This is a genomic window from Moorena sp. SIO3I8 (assembly GCF_010692325.1).
Taxonomy (GTDB): Bacteria; Cyanobacteriota; Cyanobacteriia; order Cyanobacteriales; family Coleofasciculaceae; genus Moorena.
The window spans coordinates 1-13596 of the sequence record NZ_JAAHHW010000048.1; the positions used below are offsets into that span (position 1 = coordinate 1).

Annotated in this window: 11 protein-coding genes; 5 read left to right on the forward strand and 6 right to left on the reverse strand. The window is 44.5% G+C overall.

Annotated features, from left to right (window positions below):
* Positions 1-286 precede the first annotated feature (286 nt).
* On the forward strand, positions 287-451 hold the full coding sequence (locus F6K51_RS18845) for a hypothetical protein (protein ID WP_293022802.1): 165 nt from the start codon (positions 287-289) through the stop codon (positions 449-451).
* Here F6K51_RS18845 and F6K51_RS18850 read toward each other — a convergent pair.
* Both F6K51_RS18850 and F6K51_RS18855 read right to left on the reverse strand, forming a co-directional pair.
* On the reverse strand, positions 448-1788 hold the full coding sequence (locus tag F6K51_RS18850; RefSeq protein ID WP_293022804.1) for a TldD/PmbA family protein: 1341 nt from the start codon (positions 1786-1788) through the stop codon (positions 448-450). The genes F6K51_RS18845 and F6K51_RS18850 overlap by 4 nt on opposite strands.
* A 213-nt stretch (positions 1789-2001) precedes the next feature.
* A complete protein-coding gene (locus F6K51_RS18855) occupies positions 2002-3471 on the reverse strand; it encodes a TldD/PmbA family protein (RefSeq protein ID WP_293022807.1) in 1470 nt (489 codons plus the stop codon).
* Between the two features lie 165 nt (positions 3472-3636).
* Here F6K51_RS18855 and F6K51_RS18860 point away from each other — a divergent pair, with 165 nt between their 5' ends.
* From F6K51_RS18860 to F6K51_RS18870, 3 genes are all read left to right on the forward strand, one after another.
* Complete coding sequence (locus tag F6K51_RS18860) at positions 3637-4023, forward strand: VOC family protein (RefSeq protein ID WP_293022809.1); 387 nt, start codon at positions 3637-3639, stop codon at positions 4021-4023.
* Between the two features lie 472 nt (positions 4024-4495).
* Positions 4496-4621: a hypothetical protein gene (locus F6K51_RS18865; protein ID WP_293022812.1), complete on the forward strand. Its 126-nt coding sequence runs from the start codon at positions 4496-4498 to the stop codon at positions 4619-4621.
* Between the two features lie 4 nt (positions 4622-4625).
* Positions 4626-5072, forward strand: a complete 447-nt coding sequence (locus F6K51_RS18870) for a DUF29 domain-containing protein (protein WP_293022815.1) — start codon at positions 4626-4628, stop codon at positions 5070-5072.
* Between the two features lie 690 nt (positions 5073-5762).
* Here the strand turns inward: F6K51_RS18870 and F6K51_RS18875 are convergent.
* Together F6K51_RS18875 and F6K51_RS18880 are read right to left on the reverse strand one after the other, a co-directional pair.
* Entirely contained in the window at positions 5763-6557 is a 795-nt protein-coding gene (locus tag F6K51_RS18875; RefSeq protein WP_293022818.1) for a hypothetical protein, read from the reverse strand.
* Between the two features lie 210 nt (positions 6558-6767).
* A complete protein-coding gene (locus tag F6K51_RS18880; protein WP_293022820.1) occupies positions 6768-8453 on the reverse strand; it encodes a M10 family metallopeptidase in 1686 nt (561 codons plus the stop codon).
* A 617-nt stretch (positions 8454-9070) separates the two neighbouring features.
* Between F6K51_RS18880 and F6K51_RS18885 the strand changes: the two genes are divergently transcribed.
* Entirely contained in the window at positions 9071-9238 is a 168-nt protein-coding gene (locus F6K51_RS18885; protein ID WP_293022822.1) for a hypothetical protein, read from the forward strand.
* 298 nt (positions 9239-9536) lie between these two features.
* Here F6K51_RS18885 and cphA read toward each other — a convergent pair whose 3' ends face one another.
* Together cphA and F6K51_RS18895 are read right to left on the reverse strand one after the other, a co-directional pair.
* Positions 9537-12215: a cyanophycin synthetase gene (cphA, locus tag F6K51_RS18890; RefSeq protein WP_293022824.1), complete on the reverse strand. Its 2679-nt coding sequence runs from the start codon at positions 12213-12215 to the stop codon at positions 9537-9539.
* A 425-nt stretch (positions 12216-12640) separates the two neighbouring features.
* Entirely contained in the window at positions 12641-13492 is an 852-nt protein-coding gene (locus tag F6K51_RS18895) for a cyanophycinase (RefSeq protein ID WP_293022927.1), read from the reverse strand.
* Positions 13493-13596: the final 104 nt, after the last annotated feature.

Below are 13596 nucleotides of genomic sequence, written 5' to 3' on the forward strand. Positions count from 1 at the left end.
GGAGATGGGGAGATGGGGAGATGGGGAGAGAGGGAGATAGGGAGATGGGGAGATGGGGAGATGGGGAGATGGGGAGATAGGGAGATAGGGAGATTTTTATTAAGGGTAATTATCCTGACATGATATAATAACCAATTTAAATGCGCGACAGGTTAGCCGGGGAGTTAATCTAAAAAAATAAGCATTCAGCTATCAGCTGAATGCTTAAAAAAGTTACTAATTTTTCAGTTTTATCAATCAACCGTCAACCGTCAACCTCTTAACCGTCAACCTTCAACCTTCAACCTTGGCCAAAAGGCCACGCTACGCGAACAACCTCTTAACCTTCAACCTTGGCCAAAAGGCCACGCTACGCGAACAACCTCTTAACCTTCAACCTTCAACCTTCAACCAAATAACCTTGGCCAAAAGGCCACGCTACGCGAACAACCTTTTAACATTAAACCCTTAATCCCCAGTAATGGACAAACCATCAACCCAGATTTTTGGACACACTCCACCAGAGGTAAACTCAGGCTCTTTTTCCACATAAATAATGGATTTCAGCAGTTCCCGAAAATCTCCGGCTACGGTTGCGGAATCAATACTAGTTAATTCTCCTTTATTCACCATCCAACCATCAAAGGGTAGAGAAAAGGAACCTTCGAGTGCTTTAACTCCCGCATGAAGCGCATTCACCTCATCAATCCAAATCACATTTTCGGCTTGCTCCAAGCTGTATTCTTGTTCAGCAGATTGACCAGGAAAAACATGATAGAAATTAGGGCTAACTGTAACTTTTGCCCCCATATTGGCATGACCTGTTGGTTGAGCATTCAGGCGTTTGGCGCTGCCAGCACTGTGCAGAAAATTGCTTAACACCCCTTCTGTAATTATGGGTACTCGACGAGTAGGTGTTCCTTCTCCATCAAAATAGACCGGTGCTACATTCTTTGGATGTAGCTCATCATCACAAACAGAAAGCAGAGGAGAAGCAATTGGAGTACCTAGAGACTCGGGAGTCGAGAGGCTTTGCTTGTCTAGAATATTCTGAGCATTAAATAAATTAGAAAAAGCATTCAGTAGACTCAGGAAAGCTTCGGGAGAGAACACTACCCGATATTTTCCGGACTTAACTTTCTCATAGTTCAAGTGACTGATGGTTTTCTCAGCAGCTTCTTGCAGACAAGTCTGAATATCCAGAGTTTCTAAACCTTGACTAATCTTATAGGCACCAGCACTACGGGGCTTTTTCCCTTCTTCCTCAGTTTTGGTATAAAGATAAATGGAAGCAGAAGAGCTAGCTTGCTGGCGCAATGCCCCATCACTATTGAGATAAAAGCGCTCAACATCCCGTTGAGATAGTCCATTGTAAGGAACTCCGGCAATAGCTGAGTGAGCGTCCAGTAACTTTTTCTCTGAATCCAGTAGGGTTTCTACTAATTTAGATACTGGCTGTTGAGGCACTTGATTATTGGGAATCTCTGGAATCGATACTGTTGACTCAGGGCTAAAGTCTGGGGCGTTTTCCTTCACCCCAAAACTACTCGCCTCATAAGCGGTTTTTAAGGCTAGTTCCAACCCAGTTGGGTTGGTATCGGTAGTTGAAGTAATGCCTACTTTCTGGTCTTGATTCCAAACCCGTACAGTTACACCAGAGCGATTAGATGCCTCAACCTGTTTTGGCTCACCCTGGTCTACTTGAACACCAGCTTCATCCACTGCAGAGCCATAAATATCGAATTTTTCAATTCCCAGGCGTTTTGCGATCGCAATCGCCGAATCAGCTATCTCATTAATCTTGGTCATGTTATCTTAAATTTTGAATGTTGGGTTAACAAAAAAAAGAGGCATCATATCAAATCCGGTTAATCACTTCGGATGTAAGCGTATGCGCTACGCGCACGCTACGCGAACAGCGATCAGCATTCAGCGATTAGCTAATCGCTGAATGCTTACGATAAGTCTTCAACCGGAGATGATAGTCTAACACTAGTCCCAAAGCCTGGCTGCTGGGGTAACTTACCGTCCACCAACCGTAATCGAATCTACCTTGATATGAGGCTGACCGACGGTGACATAAACACTGCCGCTAATGGAACCACAGAAACCAGCGGCTAATCCTAAGTCTTTGGAACACATGGAAATCTTATTCATAATTTCCTTAGCTTCCCCAATCAGAATTGCCCCTTTCAGGGGTTTAGTGACTTTGCCATTTTCAATCAAATAGGCTTCATCGACACCAAAGTTAAATTCCCCAGTAGCACCAACACTACCACCGCCCATCCGCTTGCAGTAAATACCTTTATCGATAGAAGCAAATAAATCCTCTACCTCGTAATCACCAGGAGCAATGTAGGTATTGCGCATCCGTGAAGCAGCAGCATAGGCATAATTCTGACGGCGGCCACTACCTGTTCTGGGGTGTCCAGTCAGCTGAGACCCTGCCCGGTCGGCGATAAAATTCTTCAGTATGCCATTTTCTATCAACAGAGTTCTTTGGGCTGGCATGCCCTCATCATCCATATCAATGGTTCCAAAGGCATTGTCAGATAACCCTTCATCCCAGGCAGTAAGGCTTTCGTTAGCAATCTTCTCGCCTTTTTTGTCAGCAAACGGAGTAGTTTTCCGCTCAATCTGGGTCGTTTCCAACAGATGTCCACAGGCTTCATGGAAAATTACCCCACCAAAGGAATTGGCCATGATAATCGGGTAAGTTCCAGACTCTACGTAATCCGCATAGAGCATCTTACCAGCAGATTCAGCAACTTCCTCAGCAGTACCATTATAATCCCAGGCTCTTAGAAACTCTGGGTTACCGGTACTACCAGCACGCTTGCCAATCGAAGAGCGATGGTCGCCATCAGCACATAGTAGGTTATATCCCACAGACTGAGTTAAACGAATATCTCTGGCAAAGGTGCCATCACTAGCTGCTACCAGAACTTCCTGCCAATCCCGGAAATAAATAGCCCGTCGGGATTGGACATGGCTAGCCTTGCGCTGGAGTGCCCCATTGGCATCCAGGAGTACTTCTCCCATTTCTGCCATGGAACTGCAACCGGATAGCCAAGTGTCTTTGCCTTTAGCAGTAGCGTAATCCCGCAACAGTTCCAGGTTAGTTTCTGGGATAAAGGCATTAGGGGTAGGTAATTCCAGCCCTTGAATAGACAGGGCTTTCTCCAAAGCCGCTTTTAGCCCCGAAAAGGATAGGTCATTAGTGCTAACATAGCAATCTGACTTACCCCGAAACACTCGGATACCAGCACCAGAGGAAAGGCGGGGAGAAATGCTAGTAATGGCATCATCTTCAGCAAGACAGCTGATGTAGTTGACCCGTTCTAGGAAAAACTCAATGAAATCAGCACCAGCTGCTCGTCCTAATCCCAGGAGGGTGGAAAGGGGAGCTCTCCAGCTTTCATCAAAGCTTGAGGATGTGGATTGGTATTCCAGAGTAGGTAGTTCTTTGGATAGAAGTAGGGTTGGGGGCATATATAATTTCCTTATCCTTTGGATATATATCCTTTTGATGATGGGTTTTATATCTGCCAGTCTAGCAAAATCCTCAAAAGTTGGTTGAATCTGGTTCTATACTATGGGGGATGAGCTTTCTTGATTTAAAATTATTCATCTCTTACTTAATTTCAGATTATTTTTATGAAGACTAAAGGATTTCACCATGTAGCGATTATTTGCTCATATTATGAAAAATCGAAACAGTTTTATGTGGATATTTTATGGTTTTCGATTATTGAAGAAACCTTCCGAGCTGCTAGAAATTCTTATAAATTGGATTTACAAGTGGGTGATGGGGATAGGATTGAGTTATTTTCCTTTCCTAATCCTCCTGAACGAGTTAGTCGTCCTGAAGCTTGCGGATTGAGACATTTAGCATTTCAAGTAGATGATATTCAAGCGTCGGTGAATTATCTCAAATCCAAGGGTGTGGATGTAGAAAGGATTAGAATTGATGAGCATACTGGGAAGCGATTTACGTTTTTTCAAGACCCAGATGGATTGCCGTTAGAAATGTATGAAAGTTAAATGGAATCGGGAATCGGGAATCGGGAATCGGGAATCGGGAATCGGGAATCGGGAATCGGGAATCGGGAGCAGGGAGCAGTTCATTTATAATAGTAACCCACCCCTAACCCCTCCCAGGATGGGAAGTTAAAATATTGTATAATTTCCTAAGAAGTAAAATTTTCAAGGAAACTCAAGAAAATGTCTTGGGATAGCTACATCGATAATCTAAGAGGTTGTCTGAGAAGTCTCATTTGCTACATCCAAGCCCCCGTTGGTCCCCCGAGCGAGCAATCCCTCGGTCGGGGGACTTTTAGAAGCAAATTGACTCTTCCCCCAAAGTTGGGGGGCTAGGGGGGCAAAATTCAGTATCAAAAAACTTTTCAGATATCCTCTAATTGGACAATCTAAAGACGCTAATGGAAGGTAACAAAATAAGTATAGCTGTTTTTAGCCTAATGAGGTACAAATATTTTTTTACTTCTTCCCTCTTTTGACTTTACTGCTCCCTGCTCCCTGCTCCCTGCTCCCTGCTCCCTGCTCCCTGCTCCCTGTTCCCTGTTCCCTGTTCCCTAAAACCCAAAAACTCCTTACTAGCTTGAGAACCGCTATAGAGTAAAGCAATGACTAAAACAAGTGATCTATATTCTCTGTATGATGTTGATAATGAAAAATGGTTATTAGAAACTCTGAAACTCCTAAAAGAAAAACGACTAGGAAATCTCGACATAGAGCATTTAATTGAGGAATTAGAAGGATTGAGTCGTCGAGATAAATTAACAGTTGAAAGTTTTTTAGAACAAATTATCCGACATTTATTACTCCTGAAATATTGGCAAGAGCAATATGACTATAACGCGAACCATTGGCAAGCGGAAATTATGAGCTTTAGAACCCAACTGGACGAGTATTTAACTAAAAATCTCCGCAATCATTTACAAGAAAATCAAGCCAAAGTTTATAAAAAAGCCTTAAAATATGTCAGAAAAAAAACCGCTATGATGATTCAATTTCCTGAAGACTGTCCCTATGCTCTCGAACAATTATTAGATCAAGATTGGCTGCCTTGAAAAGCTGATATTTAAGTAGTCAGCGGTCAGTGGTCAGCAGTCAGCGGTCAGCTTTGTGGCAAAGGCTTTGGCCTTGGCCAAAAGGCCACGCGGGGCGCGTTTGGCCACGCTGTGCGAACGACCCTGGGACCTACCCATTAGCTGATAGCTGAACGCGCACGCGTGCGCGTAGCGCATTAGCTGAATGCTTACTAAAATAAAGATTGAACTTGAAGTATTGAGTCAAAGACCACTTGATTGCTAGCAGCGCTGTCATCAAACTCATCAATAGACGTGCTAGGATCAATAAACCCAATGATATAGTAAGAACCAGGGTTGAGGTTAGGAAAAGAACCACTCCATGTTGCGTAATCCCAATTGAAAGGATCTAAGGAGCTTATTGTATCGCTACCAAGTAACCAATAGCGTAAGGTGCGTTGCAACGCACCCTACAGGTGTATTTTATGGGTAAGTCCTGTTCAAGTATTGAGTCAAAGACCACTTGATTACTAGCAGCCCTGTCATCAAACTCATCAATAGACCTGCTAGGGTCAATTTTTTGTCGGCGTTGCTGAATCGAGGAATCAATGCGCGATCATCTGGTTTTGTTAAAGCCCCCTAAATCCACCAATTTTGGAGGACTTTGAGAGTTTTATCACACCAAAAATTTGGCACAATCATACCCAAAATCAGCAATTTTTTTTTGTTAATCTACTTGCTATTCAGTTGACAATACCAAGAAGCATGGTATATGTATTTTGGGATCTTTTCTGCTTCAAACTCCAACAGATTGTCCTGTGGTAATATAGCTGGAAAAGGTGCTGTTTGTTCGCACACTCGAAACAAGCTTGCTTCCAGATAATCTAGCTTGCCCTTGGCATTATAAACAGCCTTTTTAACATTCAGCTCCCCATTGCCCCATGTCTGGCATCCTAACTGGCCATGAGAAGGGTCTGAGTATAATTGCCGTGAGTAAGTGATCACCTCTTCCACGGGTGTTGTTCCACCTGGTCGAACCCTATAGGTTCCTGGCATTAATTTCTTGCCTGGCAACGACAATTGAATCTCCGCAACATTGCCTCTGGCTGGTGCATTTGCTCCCCCCTGAAGACAAGCTCTAGTAGCATCTGATTCGCATTGCTGCTTAGGTATGCTGGAAACTTGAAACAGATATTTGATAGTATTACCCTGATTGATCAAAGTAATATCGAAAGCCCCATTATTATCGTCAGTGATAGACTCGGCATAGTTATCTGGATTGGTCAGGACTGAAGAGGGAAAGTCCACATGGGCTTCAAAATTAAATTTTTCAGCATAAAAATGAACTATCTCATTTTCACTCTTGGACTGAAATCCTTGTTGACCAGTCATTTGATGTTCGTCGTTTTGGTATGGAACTGTTGCTTGAGAAAACGGCTTTGAAACAGCTAATAAAGTAGCTCCAAAAGCTGTAGCACCAAAAACAACTATGAAATAATAGGTTTTAAACCATCGATTCTTTCTCAAAACTTCCACCTCCTGACGGGGTTAGTCTCAGGGCAAACGCATCTTATTTTTGTACATGCTGGCGGGGTGAGGATTTCAGCGTACGAGTCCTGTTTTTAATCAATTGATGAAATCCTGACTGGATAAGGGTTTTGGAATTTAGATGCGTTTGCCCTGGGGTTAGTCTACCCTCGATAAGTTAGCTAACACAAGTCTCTCGACCACATACCCCTAGACGAAGATAAAATCACGGCTTATAGACACGTTTGTCGTCTCATCGAGGATACCGATGAGATCACCTTGGTAAAAGATGGTAATGTCTGAGGGGTCAGTAACACTATAATACAGAGAGTAGCTACTGGCACTGCCAAAGACTCGGATGCGATCGCCTTCATTCGAGTTGAAGTCAAGAATGTTAGCATATCCAACACCTCGATAGTAAGCTTCATAGGAGTCACCCAAGACAAAGATATCTGCTCCGGCATTACCAGTCAGATTATCATATTCACCAGTACCAGAATTGAAGACATTAGGATTTGAACCTGTGAGGACATCATCCCCTGACCCGCCAAACAGTGTGTCACTGTTTGCACCTCCAATCATTGTATCGTCACCGGAAAACCCTTTTAGAGTATCATTGCCAGCATCGCCGTAGTAGCGTTCGTTGCCAGTATACCCGTAAATGTAATCATTACCATTGCCGCCGTGAAAAGTGTCGTCACCCAAGGAGGTAATATTAACGTAATCGTTACCATCACCGAGATAGAGCAAGTCATCACCATTCCCACCATCAAGGGTATCATTTCCAGTTCCACCATCAAGGGTATCATTGCCTCCATAGCCGTAGAGGGTGTCATTTCCAGAATTTCCCAGCAGCTTATTATTAGCGCTGTTACCAGAGATGCGGTCATTCCCTGAGCCACCATAGGCATTCTCAATCAGCGAGCGGCTATCACCGTTGTATTGAAGGGCATTGAAGACATGGCCACGGGCATAATGACCGTTGCCTAGATAGGCTTGCTGGAAGTGCCCCCCGCTGGTATCAAGGTTAGACCAACCACCTGGACTCAGGTCGATGGATAGATTAGTGGTGTAGTTAGAGAAGTCGTAGGTATCAATCCCATTACCATCCCAGATGGTGCGGAAGATGCGGTTAGCACCAGGTGTGCCTTGCCCGACACCATTGACAAACATCTCCCCGGTAGTGGTTGAGAATTTATAAGTGGTGTTGGTAGCATTGTAGCCAAACCATGCACCATACATATGTTGGATCGCCGCAATATCGTACATCATCAGGGACTGGGCATATCCGAATTCCTCGTTGGTATAGTGATCTGCCGAATGCCCGACATAGGAGCGGTAGGTCATAATCGAGAACTCCATGGAGTCGCGATCGGAGTTCATAGCGACATTACTAACACCACCAATCTGATGACCGTGTTTCAGGCCCAAGGCATGACCAAGTTCATGCCCGAAGGTATGATAAGCAAAGTTGCCAATGACGGGGTTATTGTAATCGTTAGGATTGAACCAGATATCGCCTCCTTGGACAGTGTTGGCAGGGTAATAGGCCCACGCTGTATTGCTTCCTAATTCAGGCGGTATGTTAGACTCGGCCATACGAATGGTGGCATTGCGGTCATTGGCACCGGTCAGTTCAGACGGGTTGAGTAAGGAAACATTATAGAATTCTCCCCCTGGCCCAATCCATGCCCCGGCCACAGCTCGCTGGGTTGCGTTTAAGGTTTGGAAGCTAGCTCCATGATACGTACGGTGTGGATAATTGGACTCATAGTCATTGATGCTATTAGGGAAGCTAAAGCTCAGTGAGGTAGAAGACCACTTAACCCCACTCAGTAAGCCATCAATGTTATTGTTGCCGGTTGCTGTTACAGTTGTTGATTGTAACCCAGTCATTGCTATTGCCTCTAAAGTTTGAATTAAGTAGAACTTGTGTATTGATGAGCAACCGATTACTAACTGCCATGACTACCCTAGTGGTAGGCATTAAGCAATTAGTGCATTAGCTGAAAGCTGAGTGCTGATAGCTGATGCAGGAAGTATCTATAGACTGATCAGGCCAAACACCAAAAGTTATGCAGTAAACTTTCAATATGTTGACAGTTACAGATTCCAAAAAAAATCACAAAAATGCCTCTGTTAGTAGCGAGTAAAAACCTTATTAGTCAAAGCTAGTAAATCGTAATTTTATTGGTTATTGGTTTATTCATTAACCGGTCAGTTCATCTAAAAATCAAGCATATCAAGTCAATTAATTAGCCCATCTAGACCCCAAGACTCACGCGATAACCATGAACTGACCTATCGAAGACAGATAGTTTGAAGCTGGATTTAAGTAATTAGTTAGGAGTTTTATAAACTTTTGGTATTGATGGCTTACTTATATCCAATCAAATTTTATATCTAACTCAGATAAAAATTATAAAGTTTACGGAAAATTCACTAAACCTTTAACTATAAAAAGCTTTGATAAAGATGAGATAGAATATGCATATTTTATCTATTTTTGCACAATGGATGTAATCTATAGCGTTTCTCATAGTTATGAGGTACATTCAATTTTTCCATGGGCCATTCCCTACTCCCTACTCCCATTAACCCAGGAGGAAGTACCTCACCCAATTGAGAAACGCTATAATATATTGACATCTCCACTAGAAATGGTAGAGAACACAAATTAACCACTAGTAGCCATTTGCTGTTAAAGAAGTCATACCACCCACATCAAGGTTCGATCCCATGGCTGTATAAAACGCGATGTTCTGAAGGAACATCGCGTTTTATACTTTGGGCTAATCCCATCTAGGGATCACCTTCACTCAATCTTCTGTAGCCCAGCACCTCAATGCGATCGCAAACAACCGTCATCCTTCAACCTACCCTAAGGCAAGGCCAATAACCTTCAACCTTTAACCTTCAACCTTTAACCTTCAACTTTAAACATTCAACCAATACCATTCAACCAATACCAACCGCAACTTAATTGACCACCGATGGCTTCAACTCATCTTCGGTGTCAGCACTGGTTGCCTTAAGGCCATTATCCGGCAAGGGATGACGAGCCTCAATGAGTTTGATCGCACGACTGACACTTTCTGGCAGAATCACCACTAAACCACCATCAGCCACTTTATCCAAACCCCTATCAATTGCCTCTGTTTCGTTGAGGATAATCTCATAGTTGGACTCGCGATTTTCCTCTCGTATGCCCTTACGAATTAACTCAGCTGCATCACCACTGGGACGTCCTCTTAAGTCATCATCTTCTTTGATAATAATCCTGTCAAAGATTTTTGCTGAGAGTCGTCCTAATTCAATAAAGTCTTCATCCCGGCGATCCCCAGGACCACCCACAACCCCAAAGCGCTCTCCCGGCCAGTTGCGCACAAAACTACCCAATGCCTCGTAACTAGCTGCATTGTGGGCATAATCCACTAGAGCATGGTAACTGCCAAGATTGAACAAATTCATTCGTCCTGGTGTCTGGTCTACAGAAGCCCGAAATGTGGTCAATGCCTTTCGAATGGCCTCAATCGAGACCCCTTGAGCAAAGGCAGCAAGACTAGCAGCTAGAGCATTAGCAATCATAAAAGGTGCCCGTCCCCCAATTGTCACTGGCACATTAACTGCCTGCTCAATCCGCAGGGTCCAATCCCCTTTGATGATAGATAAATAACCATTTTCGTAAACCGCCGCCAGACCACCACCACTAGTGTGATTTTTGACCAACTCATTCTCTGAGTTCATCGAGAAATAAGCCACTTGACCCTTTACCTTTTCTGCCATAGCTCTGACTAGGGGGTCATCAGCATTGAGGATAGCATAGCCCTTCGGACTCACCACTTCCGCCACAACACTCTTCACCTTGGCCATCTGTTCAATGGTGTCGATGTCTCCAATTCCCAAGTGGTCAGCGGAGACATTTAAAACCACCCCAATATCACATTTGTCAAAGGCCAAGCCAGAACGCAGGATCCCACCCCGGGCAGTTTCGAGGACTGCCACCTCAACTGTAGGGTCTCTGAGAATTACCTGAGCACTTTGGGGTCCAGTGGTATCACCTTTTTCCACCATATATTCATCAATGTAGATGCCATCTGTAGTGGTATAGCCCACAACCTTTCCAGTTTGGCGATAGATATGGGCAATTAAGCGGGTTGTGGTGGTTTTTCCGTTGGTACCTGTAATCGCGATGATGGGAATACGGTTAGGTTGGCCATTTGGGAAGAGCATATCTAGGACTGGTGCTGCCACATTCCGGGGCTGACCTTGACTAGGACAAACATGCATCCTAAAGCCAGGGGCAGCATTCACCTCAACCACCACCCCATCAGCTTCCCGTAAAGGCTTAGTGATATCGGAGGTGACAATATCAATTCCAGCAATATCCAGACCAATAATTTTGGCAACCCGCTGTGCCAGCCAGATAGTTTCTGGATGGATGTTATCGGTGTGGTCTACAGCAATACCCCCAGTGCTGAGATTGGCAGTTTCCCGCAAGTAACAAACTTCCCCCTTTCTGGGTATACTGTCCAATCTGTACCCTTGCTTCTTCAATACACTGTCACTGGTAGCGTCTAACACAATTTTAGTCAAGAGATTGTCGTGTCCCTCACCGCGATGGGGATCAAGGTTAGTTTGCTCAATCAGTTCCTCAATCGTAGACCTACCATTCCCCACCACATGGGCAGGGATACGCTCTGCTACCGCTACTACCTTGCCATTGACCACAAGAATCCGGTGGTCAAAACCTTTATAATAGCGCTCCACAATCACAGAGCGGGAGACTTCTTTGGCGGTCTTATAGGCAGTCTGCGCCTCTTCCCAGCTATTAATATCGAGGGTAATGCCTCGTCCATGATTCCCATTCAGGGGTTTAATCACAATCGGGTAGCCACCTACATACTCAATTGCCCCTTCCAACTCATCTAGGAATCGAATCGTTGTCCCCCGGGGAACCGGTACACCAGCATCCCTCAGGATTTGTTTGGTACCTTCCTTATCACAAGCCAACTCAACCCCTAAAATCCCTGAATAATCACTCAATGTGGCTTGAATCCGCTTTTGGTGGACACCGTAGCCCAGTTGAATCATCGCTCTCGCGCTCAGCTGCATCCAGGGAATTTCTCTGGCTTCGGCTTCCTTAACCAGGGATTGAGTGCTTGGTCCTAAAGCTGAATTATTAGCCAGTTCTTGTAAATCTTTCAGGTCTTGTTCTAATTCACTTTGGGGATAGGTTTGCTTATCAATGATGCTACGACACAGCCGCACAGCTGCCCTAGCGGCATAACGACCCACCTGCTCATCAATGTACTCAAATATGACCTGGTAGACTCCTGGTGTCGCTGTTTCCCTAGTGCGACCAAATCCAACCCCCATGCCTGCCAGATCTTGTAGTTCTAGGGCAACGTGTTCAATGATGTGCCCCATCATGGTGCCTCTGGCAACCCGAGCAAGGAATCCCCCCCGGACACCAGGGGAACAGAAATGCTCTTCCAGACTGGGTAGGACAGTCTTTAGTCCCTTATAGAAGCCAGGAATCTCGTTGGAGGGGGTATTTGCCAATTCCTCTAAATCGAGACGCATGACAATAAGTTTGTGATGTCCAATACTCCAATAATTAGGGCCACGTAAAGTCTGGATTCTCAGAATTCTCATATCAACTGAAACTTCGGTGGTGATGCTCGCTGAATGTGCAAGGAAGCCTAAAGACCCAATTTATCAAATAAATTCCGCCTTTATCGCCTACTTTGGCACTACTTTGGCACATTATGAGCCGATTGGCACGCTTGAAAACTCTAGCTCCAATCCGGGAATCAGGCGATCCGGTAGGCTGCTGATTAGATTTGGGATAATCTTATTATTATCAACCTTGGAGATAAAAAAAACTGTTGACACAGAACAGTTTTTTCAAAATTATCCATAATTATCCATTGCACCCAGCAAGTCCTCAGATGAGTTCCCCCAACTACAGTCATGAGGAAAACCCCTGATTAAGGCGCTGCATCCCTTGGCACAGGGCAGGTAAAGCCATACTCAAAAGTGTGGGCTGGTTATTGCGCTTGTTGTCCAGGAGGTAAGGTTTAGCTTTCTACTGCGAATAACGAACGCTTCTGAAAGTGGTAGCGATCGCCATGACACAGAACATGCACTCGCAGATTGTGGATACTGATCGGGTCGTTATGACCAATCTTAGGCTGGTTGGTGTAAGACATTTCCTTGGGATCAATAATTGTGACAGTGCCTTTACCCATCACTTCTAACCAACCATTTTTTTCAAACAAAGCACAGGTATCTTCATCGATTCCGATGGCCAATCGCTCCGGATGTTCCGAAATAGCACTGATCAGGCGTGCCATACGATTCCGATGGTGGAAATGTTGATCGACAATCACCTCTGGAATGATTCCTAAGCCCATGGTTATATCCACCAAAGAACGATTAGGAAACTCACCACTACCACCACCAGCAATCATGTGATGACCCATAACTGCAGCCCCAGCACTTGTCCCAGCTATGGTAATCTCGCTCTGATGAACCCGCTGCCGAACTTTTTCCATTAAGGGGGTATCGGCTAGTAGCCCGCACAAGCGTAGTTGGTCACCTCCAGTCATGAATACCCCGGTACAGATTTCCAAGTACTCTAGTAAGTCTTGGTTTTCTGCTTGATAGCGATCGCGTATATCTAGCAACCGAATTTCCTCGGCTCCCATGTCTTGAAAGATGCGTTGATAGCGACTGCCAATCACGCTTGGTTCTCTGGAGGCTGAAGGGATAATGGCAAGGCGAGCATTAGTTCCTCCAGCACGCCGAAAAAAAGTTTGCAGGATCTCTCGTCCGTGAACTTTATCTTCAGCGCCGCCGATTACCAAAATAGCTGGTTGAGTGGACTTAGGCATCCTCATTATTTGCAATTGAGATTCTAACTGCTGCATTATATTAGTAATGGGCATGAGGTGAGTTGAATACTTTTGAGTAGTGCTTTTTAGTTAAAATGCCACATTATAGCAATTTTTCCGTTGAATCCGTGATTTTTTAA

Bases quoted from the DNA above. Each gene is read 5' to 3' on its own strand.
- F6K51_RS18850 (WP_293022804.1), bottom strand. From the start codon at position 1,788: ATGACCAAGATTAATGAGATAGCTGATTCGGCGATTGCGATCGCAAAA.
- F6K51_RS18855 (WP_293022807.1), bottom strand. From the start codon at position 3,471: ATGCCCCCAACCCTACTTCTATCCAAAGAACTACCTACTCTGGAATAC.
- F6K51_RS18860 (WP_293022809.1), top strand. From the start codon at position 3,637: ATGAAGACTAAAGGATTTCACCATGTAGCGATTATTTGCTCATATTAT.
- F6K51_RS18870 (WP_293022815.1), top strand. From the start codon at position 4,626: ATGACTAAAACAAGTGATCTATATTCTCTGTATGATGTTGATAATGAA.
- F6K51_RS18880 (WP_293022820.1), bottom strand. From the start codon at position 8,453: ATGACTGGGTTACAATCAACAACTGTAACAGCAACCGGCAACAATAAC.
- F6K51_RS18885 (WP_293022822.1), top strand. From the start codon at position 9,071: ATGGATGTAATCTATAGCGTTTCTCATAGTTATGAGGTACATTCAATT.
- cphA (WP_293022824.1), bottom strand. From the start codon at position 12,215: ATGAGAATTCTGAGAATCCAGACTTTACGTGGCCCTAATTATTGGAGT.
- F6K51_RS18895 (WP_293022927.1), bottom strand. From the start codon at position 13,492: ATGCAGCAGTTAGAATCTCAATTGCAAATAATGAGGATGCCTAAGTCC.